17 protein-coding genes are annotated in these 20443 nt (G+C 65.0%); 3 read left to right on the forward strand and 14 right to left on the reverse strand.

Annotated elements, in window-relative coordinates; all coding sequences use genetic code 11:
- The 11 genes from BM175_RS21440 to BM175_RS21490 form a co-directional block, all read right to left on the reverse strand.
- Positions 1 to 230 (reverse strand): hypothetical protein (locus BM175_RS21440; protein ID WP_175526966.1); only part of this gene is annotated, 230 nt, incomplete at its 3' end.
- Positions 231 to 928: 698 nt separating this feature from the next.
- Entirely contained in the window at positions 929 to 1924 is a 996-nt protein-coding gene (locus tag BM175_RS21445; protein ID WP_090966754.1) for an ABC transporter permease, read from the reverse strand.
- Complete coding sequence (locus BM175_RS21450) at positions 1908 to 3401, reverse strand: sugar ABC transporter ATP-binding protein (protein ID WP_090966756.1); 1494 nt, start codon at positions 3399 to 3401, stop codon at positions 1908 to 1910. Before BM175_RS21450 ends, BM175_RS21445 begins: the two co-directional genes overlap by 17 nt.
- Before the next feature lie 81 nt (positions 3402 to 3482).
- A complete protein-coding gene (locus tag BM175_RS21455) occupies positions 3483 to 4664 on the reverse strand; it encodes a substrate-binding domain-containing protein (RefSeq protein WP_090966757.1) in 1182 nt (393 codons plus the stop codon).
- Positions 4665 to 4735: 71 nt separating this feature from the next.
- Positions 4736 to 5650 carry an alpha/beta fold hydrolase gene (locus BM175_RS21460; protein WP_090966759.1) on the reverse strand — a complete coding sequence of 305 codons (915 nt, stop codon included), beginning with the start codon at positions 5648 to 5650 and terminating at the stop codon, positions 4736 to 4738.
- 929 nt (positions 5651 to 6579) lie between these two features.
- A complete protein-coding gene (locus BM175_RS21465; protein ID WP_090966761.1) occupies positions 6580 to 7638 on the reverse strand; it encodes an ABC transporter ATP-binding protein in 1059 nt (352 codons plus the stop codon).
- A complete protein-coding gene (locus tag BM175_RS21470) occupies positions 7638 to 8723 on the reverse strand; it encodes an ABC transporter ATP-binding protein (protein WP_090966763.1) in 1086 nt (361 codons plus the stop codon). Before BM175_RS21470 ends, BM175_RS21465 begins: the two co-directional genes overlap by 1 nt.
- A 12-nt stretch (positions 8724 to 8735) precedes the next feature.
- Entirely contained in the window at positions 8736 to 9566 is an 831-nt protein-coding gene (locus BM175_RS21475) for a carbohydrate ABC transporter permease (RefSeq protein ID WP_090966765.1), read from the reverse strand.
- Entirely contained in the window at positions 9563 to 10447 is an 885-nt protein-coding gene (locus BM175_RS21480) for a carbohydrate ABC transporter permease (RefSeq protein WP_090966767.1), read from the reverse strand. Before BM175_RS21480 ends, BM175_RS21475 begins: the two co-directional genes overlap by 4 nt.
- A gap of 81 nt (positions 10448 to 10528) precedes the next feature.
- Positions 10529 to 12079: an extracellular solute-binding protein gene (locus tag BM175_RS21485; protein ID WP_244546114.1), complete on the reverse strand. Its 1551-nt coding sequence runs from the start codon at positions 12077 to 12079 to the stop codon at positions 10529 to 10531.
- A 92-nt stretch (positions 12080 to 12171) separates the two neighbouring features.
- Complete coding sequence (locus BM175_RS21490; protein WP_175526967.1) at positions 12172 to 13224, reverse strand: NAD(P)-dependent alcohol dehydrogenase; 1053 nt, start codon at positions 13222 to 13224, stop codon at positions 12172 to 12174.
- Positions 13225 to 13458: 234 nt separating this feature from the next.
- On the opposite strand from BM175_RS21490, the gene BM175_RS21495 reads away from it, so the two are divergent.
- The gene (locus tag BM175_RS21495; RefSeq protein WP_175526968.1) at positions 13459 to 15327 is read left to right on the forward strand and encodes a sigma-54-dependent Fis family transcriptional regulator; all 1869 of its coding nucleotides are present in this window, start codon (positions 13459 to 13461) and stop codon (positions 15325 to 15327) included.
- 505 nt (positions 15328 to 15832) lie between these two features.
- Here the strand turns inward: BM175_RS21495 and BM175_RS21500 are convergent.
- Together BM175_RS21500 and BM175_RS21505 are read right to left on the reverse strand one after the other, a co-directional pair.
- Positions 15833 to 17065, reverse strand: coding sequence for an MFS transporter (locus BM175_RS21500; protein ID WP_090966775.1), 1233 nt, complete (start codon positions 17063 to 17065; stop codon positions 15833 to 15835).
- Positions 17066 to 17246: 181 nt separating this feature from the next.
- Positions 17247 to 18407 carry an MFS transporter gene (locus BM175_RS21505; protein WP_090966777.1) on the reverse strand — a complete coding sequence of 387 codons (1161 nt, stop codon included), beginning with the start codon at positions 18405 to 18407 and terminating at the stop codon, positions 17247 to 17249.
- Between the two features lie 82 nt (positions 18408 to 18489).
- Here BM175_RS21505 and BM175_RS21510 point away from each other — a divergent pair, with 82 nt between their 5' ends.
- Positions 18490 to 19260 carry a DeoR/GlpR family DNA-binding transcription regulator gene (locus tag BM175_RS21510; RefSeq protein ID WP_090966779.1) on the forward strand — a complete coding sequence of 257 codons (771 nt, stop codon included), beginning with the start codon at positions 18490 to 18492 and terminating at the stop codon, positions 19258 to 19260.
- A gap of 286 nt (positions 19261 to 19546) precedes the next feature.
- Positions 19547 to 20152: a hypothetical protein gene (locus BM175_RS21515; RefSeq protein WP_090966781.1), complete on the forward strand. Its 606-nt coding sequence runs from the start codon at positions 19547 to 19549 to the stop codon at positions 20150 to 20152.
- On the opposite strand, the gene BM175_RS21520 is transcribed toward BM175_RS21515, so the two are convergent.
- Positions 20149 to 20443, reverse strand: a 295-nt coding sequence (locus BM175_RS21520; RefSeq protein WP_139224755.1) for an integrase core domain-containing protein, incomplete at its 5' end; no start/stop codon positions are given. The two genes, BM175_RS21515 and BM175_RS21520, sit on opposite strands and share 4 nt — an antisense overlap.

The following is a 20443-nucleotide window of genomic DNA, read 5'->3' on the forward strand; positions in this document are numbered from 1 at the left end:
GGGGGCGCCGCTCCGGCCAAGCGCTGGCCGAGATAGGCGCGAACGTCGGCACGTTCGGTGTAGTCCTGCAAGTTGCGGGCGATTTCCCGCTGCTTCACCTGCAGGGCGGTCTCGGCAAGCTTCGTGGAGGCGGCGACCGCGAGGCGATCCTGATCGCGCGAATTGAACAGCACGAAGGCGACGACCAGCACCCCAACCGCCAGGAGCATCGCGACAAGCGCGGCGATCACGCGCCGGTTCGGTCCCTTCCCTAGGGACTCGCTGGCTGACTGGCGCATGCGACTGAACATCTCCTCAATCCGGATGACACTCTCACACAAGCCGATGAAGCAATCATGATCAGCGATACTTTCTGAACACATAAGCGGGCGAAAATGACTATCGCATTCTCCAGGCTGTAGGCGGGTTGGAACGCGCTCGCGAAACGGCATCGCCTATAGCCAGACGGACCCCGATACAAAGAGAGATGCACGTAAAAATTAGGAGCCGCAAATCGGAGCTGCGGACTCCGGGCGCCGGGGTAAGCGAATTGTGCCAGCGTCGACGATGCAACGTCCCCGGCTTAAAGTGTTGGCGTTCATGGGAAGTCGGCGCTGGGTGGAACGACAGCTAACCACCCTGTCGAGCCGATCGGCGCCAGAGTAGCGGCCCCCCGGAAGCGGTCCATCCGCATTCGACCCATTTTGGTCGTCGGAGACCCGCACAGGCTAGCCTGGAAGCGGACATTCTCAAACGAACGGTAAGACGCCGCTTTGGGGAAATGTGGGAGAGCCGATCGATAGGCCGGATGAAGCGTAAGGAGGCGTTGAGCCTCCGTGCTCACTGGCCGATAGTGAATTTCCGACCTTCCATTCGTGGAGTATTCGGTGGCGCTCAACATCGAGCGGATGAGAGCACCAACGTGCCGACGCCACGAACGTGAAACGTTCTAGGCGGAGGCTCGCTTACGGCCGAAGGCAACGGCAAGGACGATGAGGGCGCCGGCCACCATGTTCTGCTCGCTGACGTCGAGGCCCATGATGATGAGGCCGTTGTTGATCGTGCCGATCAGGAGGGCGCCGACGAAGGTGCCGATGATCGTCGCCTTGCCGCCGAAGAGCGAGGTGCCGCCGAGGATGACGGCCGCAATCGCCGCAAGTTCCGCGCCGGTGCCGAAGTTGTAGCGCGCCGTCTGCATCATGCCGGAATAGAGCATGCCCGCCACAGCACCCGCCGCGCCCGAGATCAGGAAGCAGTAGAGCTTGATCCGCTTGACCGGAACGCCGGAATACTGGGCCGCCACGCGGTTGCCGCCGGTCGCCAGCACCTGCCGGCCGAAGGACGTGTAGCGGAGGACGACATGGCCGACGGCGGCGATGACGAGGGACCAGAGGAAGAGCGAGGGGACGCCCGCCACGTTGCCGGACCCGAAGATGCCGGTGAAGGTGGTGTCGGAGATTGCCACGGGCTTGGTGTAGGTGAGGCGCATGTCGAGGCCGCGCACGAACTGCATCATGCCGAGCGTGACGAGGAACGACGGGATGTTGACGACGGTGACGAAGAAGCCGTTGATCGCGCCGACCGCCAGGCCCGCGAGGATCGCCGCCGCGACGCCGCCGACGATGCCGAAGCCCGCCTGCATCACGAGCGCCGCGACGAGGGCCGAGAGCGCCGCCGTCGAGCCGATCGAGAGATCAAGCTCGCCGGCCGCGATGACGAAGGTCATCGCAATCGCCATGACCGCGATCATCGAGGTCGTGCGGGTGATGTTGAAGAGGTTGGCGGTGGTGAGGAAGCCCTTGTCGCCGATCGTGACTGCGAAGAACAGGATCACGGCCGCGAAGAAGAAGTAGACGACGAAGTCGCTCCACTGGATCGTCGAGCGCCTGACCGCCGGTTTGGCGGCTGCGGCCAGTGCCGCCGATGCGTTAGCCTTGGACTGCATGGTGCAGCACCTCCTCCGATGCGATGTCGCGGCGTTCCATGGTTCGGATGACCGCGCCGTCGTGCAGGACGACGAGGCGGTCGCTGAGGGCGAGAAGCTCCTCGAATTCCGAGGAGATGACGACGACGGCCGTGCCCTTGTCGGCGATCGCGCGCACGATCGCGACGATGTCGGCCTTGGCGCCGATGTCGACGCCGACCGTCGGCTCGTCGAGGATCAGGAGCCGCGGGTTGCGGGCGAGCCATTTCGCCAGCACCACCTTCTGCTGGTTGCCGCCCGACAGGAGGCGGACGACTTTGCCGAGACCGTCGGTGCGGATCTTGAGGTCGCGCACCGCCGCCTCAACCTTGTTCGCCGCCTCACGGTCGCGCACGAAGACGCCGCGCCCGAAGCGACGAAGGCTCGGCAGCATGAAATTGTCGTGGACCGAGTGCTCGAGAACAAGGCCCTGCCGGCGACGGTCCTCCGGCACCAGCGCGACGCCCGCCGCCATCGCCTCGGCGGTGGAGGTCACGGGCTTGCCGTCGATCCGGACGCTCCCCGCCCCGATCGGGCGCACGCCGAAGATGGCTTCCGCGATCTCGGTCCGGCCCGAGCCCATGAGGCCGGCGAGGCCGACGATTTCGCCGGCCGCGACCGAGAAACTCGCGCCGCGCACCCGGTTGCCGACATCAAGGCCCTCCACCTCGAGGACGGGCCTTGCGTCCGGATCGCGCACGCGCTCGCGATAGGTGAGCGAGGCGACCGAGCCGGAGCCCAGCATCGCCTCGATCAGCCCGTCCATGCCGACATTGCGGCATTCGTCGGTGAGCACCGTCTGGCCGTCGCGCATCACGGTCACGCGGTCGCAGATCGTGAAAATCTCCGACATGCGGTGCGAGATGTAGACGATCGAGATGCCGCTGTCCTTCAGGCGCCGGGCGATGCGGAAGAGCGACTGCGTCTCGGTCTCGGAGAGCGACGAGGTCGGCTCGTCCATGATGAGGACGCGCGCGTTCTTCGACAGGGCCTTGGCGATCTCCACCATCTGCCGCGCGCCGGTCGATAGGAGCTCGACGGGCGTGCGCGGGTCGATGTCCTCGCCGAGGTCCTTGAGGATTTCGGCCGCGCGCCGGCGCGCCGCGCCGTCGTCGAGGAGGCCGCCGGCGCGACGCGGCTCGCGGTGCAGGAAGATGTTCTGCGCGACGGTGAGCGTCGGCACGAGACTTAGCTCCTGGAAGATCATCGCGACGCCGGCCGCTTCCGCCTCCAGCGGGGTCTGGAAGTTCAACTCGCGGCCTTCGAGCGTCAGGGTTCCGGCGTCGCGCGTGTAGACGCCGGTCAGGATCTTCATCAGCGTCGACTTGCCGGCGCCGTTGCCGCCCATCAGGGCGTGGATCTCGCCGCGGCGTAGCTCGAACTGCGCCTTCTTGAGGACCGGAATGCCGTTGAACGACTTCTCCATGTCCCGCATCTCAAGGATGGTCGCGTCCTGCATGCCCTCTGGCTCCTCGATGCGCAGCGAACGGCGGCTGGGGCGGAGGCGGAAGCGGCCGGACGCCGCTTCCGCCCGCTCTCGTCAGTTCGACAGGGCGGCCGACATCTCGGCCGGCAGGTCGTGGCGGTAGATCGTCTTGTAGGACGCCGGCAGGTTCTCGCGGTTGACGGCCAGCGGCGGCACGACGACGTAGGGCGGGGTGCTCTCGCCGATCAGCGCGAGGGCGCCGACCTTGGCTTCCGCCGCGCCCTGATCATAGGGTCGCTGCGAGGAGATGCCGGCGATGAAGCCCTTGCCCGCCATGTTGGCGGCGACGATCTGGTCGAAGTTCTCGCAGACGATCTTGAAAGTCTCCGGCGACAGGCCGGCGATCTGGGCGGCGGTCGCCGCACCCATCGCCGGGATGCTCCAAGAACCGTAAAGGCCGTTGAGGTTGGGGTAGCGGGCGAGCAGCGCCTGCGCCACCTCCTGGCCCTTGTTCGGATCGTCATGGCCGGCGGCGGCGACGAGCTTGACGTCCGGATACTTCGCCATCAGGCGGGCGACGAAGCCCTCGTAGCGCAGGTTGGTAACGTAGAAGTCGTTGGCGAAGTACATCGCCGCCACGTCGCCCTTGCCGCCGATGGCGCGGGCGAGCTCGTCGGCGATGTACATGCCGAGCGCGAGATTGTCGGACGAGACGATCGAGACGTAGTCCTTGCCCGGATCCATGCCGTCGACCGCCTGGTCGATGAAGACGACCTTGGTGCCCGCCTCGGCGATGCGCTTGTAGGCGGCGGCCGTGGTCTGGCCGTTCAGCGGGATCGAGACGAGGAGGTCGGGCTTCAGGACCGCGATCGAGTCGAGGTCGGATATCTGCTTGGCGTCGTCCCAGTTGGCGTTGGTCTCGGCCACAACCTCGATGCCGAGCGAGGCGAAGGTCTCCTTCAGGCCGTTCAGCTGCTCCGACGCCCAGTCGTCGCCGAGCCAGCCGAGCGAGATCGCGACCTTGAACTGGCCGGCCTTCACCTTCTCGATCTGCTCAGGCGTCAGCTGGATCGAGGAGCCGAGAACGCCTTTCTCGCCGCGCTGGCCGTCGCTGACCACGGTCGAGGAGAGATCGTCGATCTTGGCAAGCTCCAGCGTCTTCTCGCTGGGTGCCTGATACCAGAGCGGCTGGTCGAGATCGGCCGCGATGTTGTCGGCGGCGAAGGCACCGGTGGCGAGCGCCGAGCCGGACAGGAAGAGGGCGGCGCCGAAGGCGGCGCGCTGGAACATGCGCATGGATTTCCTCCCAGACAATCAGGTTTTGGTTTTGGGGGCGCGCCGGTTTCCTCCCGGGCGCGCCAGTGAGGTCAGCCGCGGTTCAGCATGAACTCGCGCAGCATTCGGGCGAGGCGCTCCTCCGCCTCCCAAGCGAGGCTGTGGCCGCACTCCTCGAAGACCTCGGAGCGCTCGACGCCCTCGGAGACCTTCAACATCTGGTCGCGCACCAGGGGCCCGAAGAACTCGGGCGCGCCGACCGTCATGATCGGGAGCGTCAGCTTCTGCTGCTTCAGCTCCTTGTTGATGCGCCCGTTCTTCAGGCCGGCGCGGTAGGTCTCGAGGCAGCCGCGCAGGCCGCCCGGCGCCGACAGGCGAGCGATCCATTCGGAGATCGCCTCGTCGGAGATCGCGGTCGGGTTCCAGGTCTCCGCCTTGATCCAGAATTCCCAGAACTCGCGCTCGCGGCCCTGGATCAGCATCTCCGGCAGGTGGGGGATCCAGAAGAAGGGGATGTGCCAGACCCAGACGCCCTGCTGGCGATACTGGGCGGAGATGTTGTCCGGCGTGAAGTTCGACCATTCCTCCAGCCCCTCGCCCGAGAGGAGCATTTCGCAGAAGGAGAGGGTCTTCACCCGGTCGCGCTGCGTGGCGGCGAGCACATAGGCGAACTCGGCGCCGCGGTCCTCGCCGTGAAGGTGGAACTCGTGGTGGCCGAGCTGCGTCATCAGCTCCGCCATGTCGTTGGCGTTGGTGAGGCTGTCGTAGCCCTCCTCGACCGGGGGCTTGTCGGTGTAGCCGAAGCCGCGCAGGTCCGGCGCCACGACCGTGAAATGCTCCGTCAGGAGCGGCACGAGCTTGGCCCAGTAGTAGTGGGTCTTCGGGGTACCGTGCAGCAGGAGCAGCGCCGGCCCCTCGCCCGCCGTCACGTAGTGCATGCGGATCCCGTTCACCCGCGCACGGCCGTGCTTCACCGGCCGGCCAGCGTGGTCGACGATCTCAACCATCCATCCTCCCATCGAAATACTGTTCAGGAGATCCTGCCATCTGACGCGGCAGTTCAGGCCCTTTTGCTACCCTCAACAGAATGCGATCGTCCGAACTTAATGTCAATACGAAGAACATATGTTCATTTTCGTCGAGGCTGGCATGTCAGTCTGGCTCTTGTCGGGTGCCGGAGGTGAGGCGGCCTTCTCGAAGATGCAGCCCGTTCGAAGTTGATGAACGTTGGATAAGCCGAGCGCGCCATTCGGGCCGCCTTGCCGATCCAGCCCCGCGGATAGCCTTGGCTGATATGTCTGAAGGGTTCGAGCGGCCACAAGCCCGAAAAGTTCTGCGGCTCCCTCGCCCGGAATCAGGACGGCCTTGTTCGAAGTCGAGCATCCGCCAAGGCGTAGAATGTTACGCTTCTGTCGATCTCACTGAGTGCCCAGACCTGAATTTTGGGCATACAATCAACGATGCGTTCGATAGCTTTATAAAAATACTCGCTTGGATTGAACGGATTTACTTTGACTCGTAACCTCGTCCTCGGTTGAGCATGTCATTGCTGGACTGGACGCGCACGAGCCAAATCATTCTGATATATTCGCTGTGCGATACTCAGACCTGACCTGCGAATTTGGAAGAGCCTGGTGAGCAGGCCCTGAGAAGCACGTGACTCCTTTCTGGAATCGCGATGGAAGTTCGAACGGTGAAGACGCTTCGTGTGCCCGGCGTCAGCTTTCCGCCGTTGCGTCCTCGAAGCGGACAAGCAGCTTTCGACCCATAGCTGCCTTCTGCACAGGATTGGAGGCGTCTCAAAAGCTGCCGTTCAACATCTGGCAGTGGAAGCCATACAAACCACTGAGGTTTCGCGTCGCCACGCCAACCGTTAGCTCCTCTTGGAACAAGAAGGCGGGCTTCGCGGGCAACGATCGAAGCTTCCATCGGCTCGTCAGATGTCGGCGCGGACGCCATCGGCGTAGATATGTGCATGCTGGGAGGGCATGACGACGCGCAGCGCATCGGCTGGGATCGCGTGCTCGCGCGGCAGTTTGGCCTTGAGTCGGGCGCCGTCAGCCAGTTCCAGTTCTACGACGCGCACATTGCCCTGATCCTGCACGCCAATCACTCGGGCGGGCAGGCCCCTATCCGTCGCGCTGAGTCGAATATGCTCTGGGCGGATTCCGACCGTCAGGGTGCCGCCGACGATTGTCGGCGCGTCGTTCCGGATGATCTCCCCGCCGACGCGGATCTCCCCACCGGACTGCGTGGCGGGCACGAAGTTCATTCCGGGCGAGCCAATGAAGGTGCCGACATAGGCGTTGAGGGGGCGCTCGAAGAGGTCCTTGGGCGTGCCGCGTTGGATCACCCGTCCCGCCTGCATGACGAGGATCTCGTCGGCGAAGGTCATCGCCTCGTTCTGGTCGTGCGTGACGTAGATGACGGTGTGGCGGGTGCGCTCGTTGGCCTGCTTGATGCGGCGACGCAGATCGAACTTCATCTGCGGGTCGATGACGGTTAGCGGCTCGTCCATCAGGAGCGCGGCAACGTCGTCTCGCACGAGCCCGCGGCCGAGCGAGATGAGCTGCTTCTCGTCGGCCGTCAGCGACCGGGCGGAGCGCCCGAGGCGGGCGGTGAGGCCGAGGAGTTCGGCGACCTCCGACACGCGCCGCTCGATGCGCGCCTTGTCCCAATTCCGGCATTTCAGGGGGAAGGCTAGGTTCCCGAACACGGTCTTGGAGCGGTAGACGACGGGAAACTGGAAGACCTGCGCGATGTTACGGTCTGCGATCGCGGCGCGCGTGACGTCCCGCTCGCCGAGGCGCACCCGCCCGTCGGAGGGAAACAGCAGCCCCGAGACGATGTTGAGCATCGTCGTCTTGCCGCAGCCCGACGGCCCGAGCAGCGCATAGGTCTTGCCGTCCTCGAAGAGGATGTCGGCGGGCTGGAGCGCATGGGTCCGGCCGCCGTCGTAGGAATGCCCGACGCCGTCGAGGTGGATCCGGGCCATCAGTGCTCTCCCTTCGAGGCGGCGCGCGGGGCGGCGAGAAGCTGACCGTCGCCGTGGCCGGCGAAGCAGAACAGGCGTTGGGGCGGAATACGGAACGTCACGCTGGAGCCGTTGTGGACGACATGGACGCCTTCGCGCTGGATCGCGATGGGTCCGAAGGGGGCGTCGAGATAGATGAAGCTCTCCGAACCCGAAATCTCCGAGTAGGTGACGAGGCCGCTCGTCTCGCCCTGTCCGGCCTCGATCTCGCCGGCGCGGATGCCGAACCGATAGCAGCCGGGCGGCAGGCTCATAAGATGGGCGGGCCGGGGAAAGCGCACCGCGCTGAAATTCAAAGCGTCAGCGGACAGTTCGCCCTCCATCACGTTCATCGGTGGATCGTTGACGATCCCCGCGACGAGCGCCGAGGCGGGGCGGTCGAAGACGTCGGCCGGCGTTCCCGTCTGCAGCACGCGGCCCTCGTGCAGCACGACGACATGGTCGCCGAGCATCATGGCTTCGGCGGGCTCGGTCGTGTTGTAGACGGCGATCGTGTCGGTCTGGGCGCCGAGGATACGTCGGAACTCGTCGCGCAGCTGCTCGCGCAGCTTGTAGTCGAGATTCACCAGCGGCTCGTCGAGGAGGAGGATCGGCGCGTGCCGCACGAGGGCCCTGGCGAGCGCCACGCGCTGCTGCTGGCCGCCGGACAGGGCCGAGGGTCGCCGCTCGCCGAAGGTCCCGAGGCCCACCGTCTCCAACTGCCGTTCGACGCGCTGGCGCACTTCGGCATCGCCAAGGCCCCTGCGCCGAAGCGGAAAGGCGACGTTCTCGAACACGCTGAGATGAGGGTAGTTGATGAACTGCTGGTAGACCATCGCCACGTCGCGCTGCCAGGCAGGCACCGTCTCGAAGGCGCGCCCGTCGAGCCGGATGTGGCCGGAATCCAAGCCCTGGAGCCCGGCGAGCGTCCGCATCAGCGTGGTCTTGCCGGCCGAGGTGCGGCCGATCACCGTGGTGAGGCGACCGCGCAAAAACTCGGCCGTGATGCCGTCCAGGAAGGGCACGCCGTCCTCCCGGAGGCGAAGGTCGTCGAGAACGAGACTCAATGTGGGAACCTCCTATCGGATCGCGCCGGCCAGCGTGCCGCGCGAGAGAAGCCGTTCGACGAAGAAGGCGATCAGGATGAGGGGGGCGACGGAGACGAGGGCCGAAGCCGACAGGCTCCACCAGGGCGTCACGGACGAGTTCAGTGCCACCACCGCGACGGGCAGGAGCTGCGTGTCGGTGAAGGTCAGGGTGAAGGCGAAGAAGAAGTCGTTCCAGCCGAAGATCAGGCAGAACATGCCGGCGACGAGGATGCCGGGCAGCGAGTTCGGCAGCACGACGCGCCGAAAGGCCTCGAAGGGCGAGCAGCCGTCGAGCATAGCCATCTCGTCGATGGCGCGCGGCACGCCGTCGAAGAAGTCGACCATGATCCAGACCGCGATGGGCAGGAGGAGCGCGATATAGACGAGGATCAGCCCGACCTTGGTGTCGAGGAGGTTCAGGAACTGCAGGAGCAGGAAGAACGGGATCGACAGGACGATCGGCGGCATGATCCGCTGCGAGATGAAGAAGAACACGAGGTCGGCGTTCTTCACGAAGCCGGCCTTGTAGGTGAAGCGCGACAAGCCGTAGGCGGCGAGCGTGCCGAGCACCAGCGAGATGGCGGTGGCGCTCAGCGTCACGACGAGGCTGTCGAGATAGGGCTTGGCGATGTCGATGCCGCCCGCCCCGCCGAACAGCGAGCGCCAGCCCGCGAGCGAGGGCTCGTACTGGAGGTAGGGGATGTAGGTCGGCCCGCCCGTGACGGCGTTGGCGGACTTGAACGAGGTCGTCAGCGCCCAGAGGAGCGGGGTGACGACGAAGGCGCCCCAGAGGACGACGAGGACATATTTGAGCGCCTTCATGCCGTCTTCCCTCCGACGAACACACGAACCAGAAGCTTGGCGACGATCGTGAGCAGCACGATCATGATGACGAGGTAGGTGATCGAGAGCGCCGCGGCGTAGCCGATCTGGAAGTCGCGAAGGCCCCGGATATAGATGTAGTAGCCGGTGGTCTCGGTCGCCGTGCCCGGCCCCCCGGAGGTCAGGACATAGACCGTCTCCATCAGCTTCGACGCCTCGATGAGACGGATGATGATCGCCCCGATCGAGACGGGGGCCAGCAGCGGGAAGGTGACGTTGAAGAAGGTGCGGACCGGCCCCGCCCCGTCGATGGCCGCCGCCAGGAACGGCTCGCGCGGCAGCGAGATCAGCCCGGCCAGAAGCAGGAGGAACATGAACGGCGTCCACTGCCAGATCTCGACCAGCATGACCGAGGCGACGGCCCAGCCCGCCGAGGTGAGCCAGGGGTAGGGGCCGAGGCCGATGGCGCCGAGGAGGTCGTTGGCCGGTCCGAGCGACTCGTGGAAGATCGTGCGCCAGATCACCGACATGATGACCGGCGTCGTCATCATCGGGATCAGGAAGAGGACGCGCCAGAGCCTGCGGAAGCGGATGTCGCGCCACACGAGGAGCGCCAGCGCGAAGCCCAGCACGTACTGGATCAGCACCGTGCCGACGGCCATCAGGGACAGGCGGCCGAGCGACTGCCAGAACCGTACGTCGTTGAAGACGCCGACATAGTTGCGCACGCCCGCCCAGTCGAGCCCCGGCACGATCGCGTCCCATCCCGAAAGCGAGACGCGGATGGTGAAGAGAAGCGGGAACAGGATGATCGCGAGAAGGACTAGAAGGCCCGGCAGAAGGAAGGCGAGTTTGTAGGGGCGGAATTCACGCTGCTGCATGACGACAGGACTCCGATGCGCGGCGAGGGAAGCCGGGACCGGTCGATGCCGGCCCCGGCGGGGCTCAGGGCGTCGGAGCCGTTAGCGGCCGCGATCCTCCAGGGCCACGACGTTGGCGTACGCCTCGCGCACGCGGTCCGGCCCGATCCGGTCGACGATCTCCTTCCATTGCGCCGCGACGCCATCGAGCGCCTCCTGGGGGCTGCGCTGGCCGGCCATGGCTTCCGCCACGCCATTGGCGAGCGTCGACATGAACTGGTTCACGCCGGGCACGCGCAGGTCGAAGACGCGGTTGTTGGACTGATCCATGCCCGACAGGGTGTCGACATAGGTCTTGGCCGTGTTCGCCTCCCAGCCGAGCTTCTCCTGCCAGAAGGTCGGGTCGAAATGGGTGGTACGATACGGATTGACGCCGAAGCGGCCGATCTGGAGATCGAGCTGCGTGTTGGCTTCGTTGGAGAAGAAGCATAGGAAGTCGAAGGCCATGTCCTGGTTCTGCGAAGCCTTTGAGACGGCCGAGGTCCATCCCCAGGTGATGTAAGGCGGCGCGTTCGGGGTCTCGAACGTGTCCCAGACGTTCGTGTCGCGGTTCCAGACCTGCGTGGAGCCCGGCAGGGGCGCGGCCGCCACCTTGTTGCGGATCGGGCTCGATGCCTCCTGCGCCTGAATGAAGGCGTCGTCCCAGGAATAGCTCATCAGCGACTGGCCGCCGCCGAACGAGAAGATCTCGTCGCCGAGGCCGAAATTGGTGCCGCCCGGCGGGAAGGCCTTCTGCGCGTCGATGAACATCTCCAGCGCCTTGACGAAGCCCGGATTGTTGATCTGCGGCTCCATCGTGTCGAGCTTGAAGAAATAGCCGCCCTTCACGTTGGGATTCTTGGTGTAGGCGGCGGCGCGGCTGATGAAGGCCGAGAACATCAGGTCGTCGCGCTTGGTCACTTCGGCCGAGCCGAACTGCCCACGCCCGTCCTTGCCCCAGTCCCAGCCGGTGAAGAACTTGGCGACCGCGTTGTACTCCTCCCAGGTGCGCGGCACGCGTAGGTCCTGGCCCGTTTCGGCCTTGAATCGCTGCTGGTATTCCGGGTTGTCGAAGATGTCGGAGCGGTACTTCAGATAGTGCCGGTCGCCGTCCACCGGATATTGGATCATCTGGTCGCCCCAGGTGGCGACGTCGCGGTAGTTCTGCGTGACCTCCTTCATGCCCGGCACCTCCTGATAGGCGGCCGGCACGGGTTGGAGGTAGTTCTGGACGTCGCCGATCCACAGCGAGGGGTAGAACATCACGTCGTAGGCGGCCTGGCGCGTCTGGAACGGGATCATCAGGCGCTGGTAGAGGTCGCCGAACGGGATGTGGACGACGTCGACCTGCGCGCCGGTGAGCGCCTGGAACTGCTTGGCGTGAAGGTCGGTCGGCTCGCCGATCACCGGCACCGCATGGGTGATGACGCGCAGCGTCTTGCCCGAATAGTCCTTGGCGTCGATCGCCTCGTAGGAGCAGGCGCCCGGAACATCGGGCGCCGAGCCGTACTGCGCGTAGTCGCCATAGGCCTTATAGTCGATGTCGGCGGCAAAGGCCGGGACCGCGGTCGCCAGCGCGCAGGCCGACGTCATCCAAAATGCATGCCGTTTCATGTGGGTCTCCTCCCGAAGATCGTCGCGCCACTCCGGCGCAGGGTGGTCAAGCGAAAAGGCGCGGGGGACTCCCGTCCCGCGCCTTTCGGGCATCAGGGAATCAGCACGGCACGGCCGTGGATCTTGCCGGCGTTGAGGTCCTGCAGCGCCTGGTTGGCGTCGGCGAGGCGGTATTCCACGGTCGCGAGGTTCACGAGGCCCCGGTCGGCGAGCGCCATCAGCTCGACGAGCTCGGCCCAGGTGCCCACGAGATTGCCGACGATGCTCTTCTCGGCGATCACGAGATCGACGGTGGGCACGACGATGTCCTCGCCATAGCCGACGACGTAGTAGGAGCCGGCGCCGCGCGTCATCGCGAGGCCCTTCTTGGTCGTGCCCTTCTCGCCGACGAAGTCGATCACGGCCTCCGCGCCGTTGCCGCCCGTCAGCTGCAGCACGGCCTCGACCTCGTTGCCGTCGGCCTTCACGAGATGGTCCGCACCCATTTTGCGGGCGAGCTCCAGCGAGGCGTCGGACTTGTCGACAACGACGACGTCGGCCGCGCACATGGCCTTGAGGCACTGGATGCCGATATGGCCGAGGCCGCCCGCGCCGATCACGACGCAGGTCTCGCCCGGCAGAAGGTGGCGCGTCGCCTTCTTCACCGCGCGGTAGGCTGTGAGCCCCGCGTCGGAATAGGGCGCGACGTCCTTCGGGGCCAGCGTCTTGGGCAGCGGCACGATGTTGCGGTCGGACGTGCAGAGGAACTCGGCATAGCCGCCGTTGCAGTCGAGGCCGGGGAACTTGCCGGGCGCGTGCATGTCCATGCCGCGGCGGCAGGCCAGACACGTGCCGCCGGAGATCTTCGGGTGGACGATCACGGGATCGCCGACCTTCACGTTCTCGACCTCCTTGCCCACGGCCTCGACCCAGCCGGCGTTCTCGTGGCCCATGATGAAGGGCAACAGCTGGTCGGCGTTCGGGTCCATGTGCGGACGCCAGACACCCTCGATGATGTGGAGGTCGGTGCGGCAGACGCCCGCGCCGCCGATGCGCACGATGACGTCGTTGGCCTTGGTGATGGTGGGGTCGGGAACGTCCTCGTAGCTCAGCCAGTTCGACGCCGTCAGATGATCGTCGTATTTCTTTAGGACCTGCGCTTTCATGCCTTCTCCTCCCGTCGCGGACACCCGCTGGACCGGTGCCTGCCGACCCTCCTGCAACCGCCGTGCCAGTTCGTTAATCTCCTGTGAAAGCAGGGCTCTGCGGCGTTTTCCCTCTGGCGGCGCAACGTCCAATCGCTGGACGGCTCCCGCTTCGATGTGTCCAGATTCTGGTCATTGCAGCCTGTCGCGCGCGATGTAGTCTGGTCATGGCCAATGTTGCGGGAGGGAGGAGCCGTGCAGCATCTGTTGTCGGGAATGGACCGTGCGCGGCTCGCCCTCGAGGCAGGGCAGCGCGTTCCGTCGGGAGCCCTGTCGCCAAGCGTATCCTCGAGCTGGCACCGCTGCCGCGAGACGGGGCTTGATCCGCGCGCTCGTCCGCGCGGCGAGATCATTCCCTTCGTCGAGGTCGGGCATCGGCGCGAGGCGCTGGCGACGCTCCGGCAGCTGGCGCTTGCCGAGATGCAGCTTCTCCATTCGCAGATCGCCGGCTCGAACTTCGTGATCGCGCTGGGCGACGGCGAGGGCGTGGTGCTCGATACGATCAGCGACCACCAGTTTGCGGACAGCGAGGCCGGGCGCTCGATCGTGCCCGGCAGCGTCTGGCGCGAGCGCGAGCGCGGCACAAACGCGCTGGGCCTCGCCGTCATGGAGCGCCAGCCGGTCGCGGTCTACGGGCGCGAACACTACTTCGCCTGCCACGGACACCTCTCCTGCATGGCGGCGCCCATCCTCGATGCGGAAGGCAACGTGCTCGGCCTCCTCGACGCCTCCTGCACCAACGAGGCGCGCCAGCAGCACACGCATGCCCTGGTGCGCATGGCCGCCTCGCAGATCGAGAACGGGCTGATCTACCAGCAGCGCTCGGAAAGCTTCATCTTCGCCTTCCATCCGCGCGTCGAATATCTCGACACGCTCTCGGCCGGTCTGATCGCGGTGTCGCGCGAGGGCGCCGTCCATTCGCTGAACCGCCCCGGCACGGCCCTCCTCGCCGGGCTGCCGGTCGATCGGGGCGCCCATTTCGACGATCTCTTCGAGGCCGGCTTCGGCAGCGCGATGGACGGGCTCTTGAACGGCGGCGTCGTCCGCATTCGGGACCGTGCGGGCAGCGGCGTGTTCATGGTCTGCCGTCAGATCGGGCGCGCGGGGCTCGGCCGGATCGAGACGATGCAGAAGACCGCTGCCAAGATCACCGTCGTGGAGCGCACGAGCCGTCCGGACTTCGTGTGCGACGATCCCGTGCTTCGCGGCGCGTTGGAGGAGGTCGCCGACGCCACCTCGCTTCGGCTTCCCGTTCTCGTCACCGGCGAAACGGGAACGGGCAAGGACCGCATGGCCCGGCATGTGCACGCCGCCTCCGGACGCTCGGGCGAGTTCGTAGCGGTCAACTGCGGCGCTCTACCGGAAAGCCTCTTCATCGCCGAACTCTTCGGCCACGAGCGCGGCGCCTTCACCGGCGCACGCGGCGAAGGCGCGCCGGGACTCGCCCGGCAGGCGCACAAGGGGACGCTCTTCCTCGACGAGGTGGCCGATATCCCACTGGCCGCCCAGACCGCGCTCCTGCGCTTTCTCGACACGCAGGAGGTGCGGGCGGTCGGCGGGCAGAAGAGCACCAAGCTCGATATCCAGATCGTCTCCGCGACGAACCGGGATCTCGAGGAGATGGTCGCGCAACGCCTGTTCCGAAGCGATCTTCTCTACCGCCTGAACACGTTCACCATCCGTCTTCCCTCGCTCAGCGCCCGCACCGACTTCCCCCAAATCGTGCGGCATGTGGTGGAGCGGCTGGCGCCCGGCACGGCCGTCACCGACGAGGCCGTTCGTCGGCTAGGCGCGCGTAGTTGGCCCGGCAACATGCGCGAGTTGGAAGCCGTGCTTCAGCGGTCGCTCCTGCGCCGCAAGATGCCGTTCCTCGACGAGACGGCCTTCGAACTCATCCGCGCTCCGGCCGCCGCCGACACCTGCGAAGCCTGCCGCGGGCATGCCGTGAACGAGCCCCGCTGTTCCAGCATCCGGCTCGCCTACCGCGCGGCCGATCAAAACATCGCCCTGACCGCACGGCGCCTCGGCCTGTCAAGGACGACGGTCTACAAGCACGTCCAGTAAGTCCGAGAGTTGAGCCCAAGCCATGGCCGGAAAGGCATTCAGATGAAGGGCAGATGCGACCATAGCCTCGATCGGCGTCGGAACGAACCTCATGGTCACGACAATCCGAGACGTTGATTTGGTTTCCCGTCGATGCTGCAGGAGCGCGGAACGGCAGCCTTGCCAGGTTTCGATCATAAAGCTGCCGTTCCGCTTTCCACCCAGCCGAGCCGATCGGCGCTAGGAAAACGGACGCCCAGAAGCGGTCCATCCGCATTCGACCCAAGCTAGACGTTCTATGGGCAGTTCACCATCATCAAAAGCGGTCATTAGATTTGGTCCAGTCCGCGGAAGTTACGAACACGTTGCGGCGGAAGTTCTCGATAAGACTGGGTCGACTGAAGGGGGTACAGAAGGCGTAGTCATCGCTTGGTCGTGAGTGCAGAACGCGAGGGCACCTTCCGAACCGCCCATTCGCGTATCTTGTGAAGCGTGTAGCGATCGGTCAGCGGATGCTTCGACTGCTCTACAAAACGCCAGCATCCTTCCGGAGCAATCCTGCGTCGTCCCAGCAGCCGTAGAGCCAGATCGCCAAACCGCCGATCGACAACCCGGCCGCGACGAGGCCCGCCGACGGCAAGCCGTAGCCCAAGCTGATCGAAAGGCCGGCAAGCCACGGCCCCAAGGCATTCGCGAAGTTCATCGCGCTGTGATTGAGCACGGCTGCCGAGGTTTGGGCGTTCCGAGCCACCTCCATGAGACGGGTTTGTAGGACCCCGCCCAACGCGCTGAACGCGCCGATGAAAAGCATCGTCACGACCAAACCCGTCAATGACGAAGCGACGAAGGCAAAAATGCCCAGCGCGACGACATTGAGGGCCAGCATGGCGGTGAGGGTCATCTTGAGATTGCGATCGGCCAGCCGGCCGAAGACCAAGGTGCCCAACGACATCCCGATGCCATACACGGTCATCAGGGCGGGTACCCACAAGGGCTCGACCATGGTGATCTCTATGAGGATCGAGGACGTGAAGGAGAACACCGCGAAGTAGCCCGCGAACCCGATCGCCCCGGTGGCGAGCGTTAGCCAGATCCCTCGATCCTTGAGGCCCTTGATCTCAGCAAGCGGGCTTGCCGACGGATCCGGCCTGTCCTTCGGCACAAAGGCGAGGATCATGATCGCGGTGAGCACCGCGATGGCACCAGGGATTGCGAAGCCGATGTACCAGCCGAACATCTGGCCAAGGGCCGTCGCGATGCCGACGCCGAAGATCACAGACGTCGTAAGACCGAGGAAAACGTAGGAAACGGCTCGAGCGCGATGCTCGTCACTAACCATCGAGGCGGCAACCAGTGATGCTACGCCGAGGTAAGCGCCGTGGGGAAGGCCGCTGAGGAAGCGGAAGGCGAGTAGTGCCTCAAAACTTTGGGCCAGGGCGCTTCCGATGTTCCCGATCGCGAAGATGGCGATCGACAAAACGAGGAGCATCCGGCGCGACATCCTGGCAAAGCCGATCGCGATCGCAGGCGCGCCGACAACGACGCCGATCGCGTAGAGGCTGACGGCGTGGGCGGCGGTCGGCGCGTCGACGCCGAACCCGGCGCGGATGCTCGGCAGGAGGCTCATCGCTGCGAACTCGGCGGTGCCGAGGGCGAACGCGCCAAGGGCCAACGAGAGGAGCATCAGCGGGACGCTGGTGTCGCGCGGCTTGTCCGGGGAGCGAGCAATCCGCTCCCGTGTCAGCATATGAAAGGACATGTCTTTTCCAGATCGAAGACCACACAGGACCGACCCCGATATGGCTCGTATCGGAAGCGACCGGCTGGAAGGCGTTGGGTTCACAGACCGAGGGCGGCTCGAGGTCCCCTGCAATGCAATGAGGGAGCCGAGTGACCATTCGACGGAGGCAGAGGGGGCCGAGGAACGCGGCGTCGTGCCGCTATCCCGCTCGAGACACCAGCGAACCGACGAGGGCGACGAAGATCATGAAGATCGCGAGCAGGAGCAAGCCGACGTTCAGGCTCCACGCTTGGGCGATGAAACCGATCGTCGCCGGACCGAGCAGGATGCCCGCGTAGCCCAGCGTGGTCACGGCGGCGACCGCAAGGCTGGTGGGCATGATTGTCTGGCGGCCGGCGGCCGTGAAGAACACGGGCACGATGTTCGACAACCCTGCGCCCACCAGTGCGAAACCAACGAGAGCCAGAAGCGGTTGGGAGGTCCAGACGGCGACGGCGTACCCTGTAGCCGCAAGCAGTCCTCCGATCAGAACGACGCGAGTTCCGCCCAATCTGGCGACGATTCTGTCTCCCAGGAGCCGTCCGATGGTCATCATCACAGCGAATGAGGCGTAGCCGATCCCGGCCGACGCCTGTTCATACCCATGGTTGGTGACGAGGAAGATCGCGCTCCAATCGAGGATCGCCCCTTCACCCATAAACACGAGGAAGCACAGAACGCCTAGAACGATGACGATGCCTTTCGGCACGACGAACATGGGGACCTGACCAGTTTCCTTGTTACCGTATGTGAGAAGGCCGTTGTAAGACAGCATCAGGAGCAGGATGAGGACCGCGCTGATCGCCCATACAACCAATCCCAGGGGCACTCCTGCCCCTAGCGCGAGACTGACACCCCCTGCGCCTAGGATGCCGCCGAGGCTGAACATTCCGTGGAAGCCGGACATCAGGCTTTCACCGCTGTCCTTCTCGACCATGACGGCCTGGATGTTCACGGCCACATCCACCGTGCCGACACTGGCGCCGAAGATCGCGAGCGCGACAGCCAACTGGATCGGCGTGTCGACGATCGGGAACACCGGCATCATCAAAGCCATGCCGATCGTTGCCACAACGATGACGATGCGGCAGCCGTAGCGGCTCGCGAGGATTCCTGTCGCCGGCATCGCGATAATCGACCCCAAGCCGAGAGACAGGAGAAGCAGGCCGAGCGTGGCATTGTCGGCTCTCACCTGCTGCTTGGCGTAGGGAACGAGTGGCGCCCAAGCCGCCATCCCGAGGCCCGCTAGGAGAAAGGTAAGGCGCGTGGCCAGTTGCTCACGCCTTCCCGAGACGCGGAGTTTCGCGCTTGCTACCGACATTGGGTCACCGATTTCAATTGATGCGAGACCGTTGCACACTGTGGGTAAACGTGCAACAACATTTTAAATTGAGGAAGAATGGATGCTCGCCCAGGAACGACAACTAGCGATCCGTGCCCGTTTGACAGAGCGCGGGAAGGTCGTCGCGGTCGAGTTGGCCAACGAGTACGGAGTTTCTGAGGATGCAATCCGGCGCGACCTGAGGGAACTGGCGCGGCAGGGTTTTTGCCAGCGCGTCTATGGCGGTGCCCTCCTGCCAGCGCCGGATGCGGGCAACATCGGATATCGCGAGACGGCTTCCCCGCAGGTGAAGGAAGGGCTGGCGGAGGTGGTGTCGAGACTCATCACCGACGGTCAGACCGTCTTCATTGATGCGAGTTCGACGAACATCGCGATAGCGAGGAAGATCCGACGGGATATCGACCTGACGGTGTTCACGAACTCGCCCGCCATCGCGATCGCCCTGTCCGACCACAGGCGATGCAAGATCATCCTCATCGGCGGCGTCTTCAACGCTGAGAAGGGTGCATGCCACGGCGCGCAGACGGTGCGCGAGGCCAAGAACATCTTCGCCGGGATGTTCATCCTGGGTGCCTGCGGGATCGATACGGAGGTCGGGATCACCGCCCTGGATCACGACGAGGTGGAGGTGAAGCGATGCTTCTTGCAGCAGAGCTCCCGCCTCGTCATCGCGTTGACAAAGGACAAGCTCGGGACCGTGGCCCCCTACAAGATCGGCGATGTCTCCGCCATCGACACCCTCATCGTGGAAGGTGACGTTCTTCCGGACGATGTCGCCGCGTACCAGGAGATGGGCATCAAGATCGAATACTCCCGAATTGCGGATGATTGAATACGTCCGCCACCAGCCCATCCAGGCCTCTAAGCAGCGGTAAACGAGCATCCGGAAAGTCGTCGGGCGTGCTGTACTTCATATGGACTTTGCCTGCGCTCTCCGTGGCGCTCGCCATCGGGGTCGGTCGTGTGGGAACACTTCCCGCTTCGCTCATCGGCATGGTGTCGGCGCTCGTCGTGGCGCTAGCCGCGGCACCCATCCCGTTTTCGCTCGACGGTGCGCTGCTTGCTGCTTTAGGGGCGCATGGGTTGGATGGATCGTCGTTCCCTACATTCTCGGTGGCTTGCTGTTCTGGCAGATGGCCATGCGCCCTGGTGCTGCGGCAGTTCCGGTCGAAACCTCGTTGACAGATGTGAGGGCAAAACGGCGGCTCCTGTTCACCGCCTGCTTTCTGGTCGGCCCCTTCGCGGAGGCGGCGACGGGCTTCGGCGTCGGGATCATCGGTACGATGATGCTCATCCGGCGGCTCGACGTCCCGCCAGTTCACCTTCTGGCTCTCTCGCTCATGAGCCAGACCATGATCCTCTGGGGCGGCATGGGAAGCGGCGCCATCGTCGGGGCAGCCTTCGCGCGCACGGATGCGACGACGCTTGCTTTCCACGCCAGCTTCATCATGGCCGCCTTCAACCTCCTTTGGCTTCCGTTCTTTTGGCGTCTAGGCGACAGGGCTGGGGTCACGGGAGGGGCACGGGAACGTTTGAGCGAACTTGGCTGGCTTTGCAGTGGCCTCTTCCTTGTGACCGCCGCTACCGCGCTTCTCGGCCCGGAGATTGCGATGCTTGCGGCTTATGGACCGCTGATCCTCGCTCGCTACCTCGTCGACGAGCGGCCGAACCGAGCTGAGCTTCTTAGTGGCCTGCGTCCAACAGGTGGCCCGGTTCAAATCTAATGCATGGTGGGCTTGCCGGCGACGTTTAAGATGGCCGGCGAAGCGGGTTGGGGTGGCGCAGCCGGCCACGGCACGACGGCTGGTGCCGGCGGGCGGTAACCCAGGCTCGAGTGCGGGCGTTTGGTATTGTAGTGCTGACGCCAACCTTCGATGACGATGCGCGCCTCCGCAAGGCTGTAGAAGATCTCGCCGTTCAAGAGTTCGTCCCGAAGCTTGGAGTTGAAGCTCTCGCAGTACCCGTTCTCCCAAGGGCTGCCCGGCTCGATGAATGCGGTCCTGGCGCCGACCGCC

This window comes from Aureimonas phyllosphaerae (assembly GCF_900113065.1).
GTDB classification, from domain to species: Bacteria; Pseudomonadota; Alphaproteobacteria; order Rhizobiales; family Rhizobiaceae; genus Aureimonas; species Aureimonas phyllosphaerae.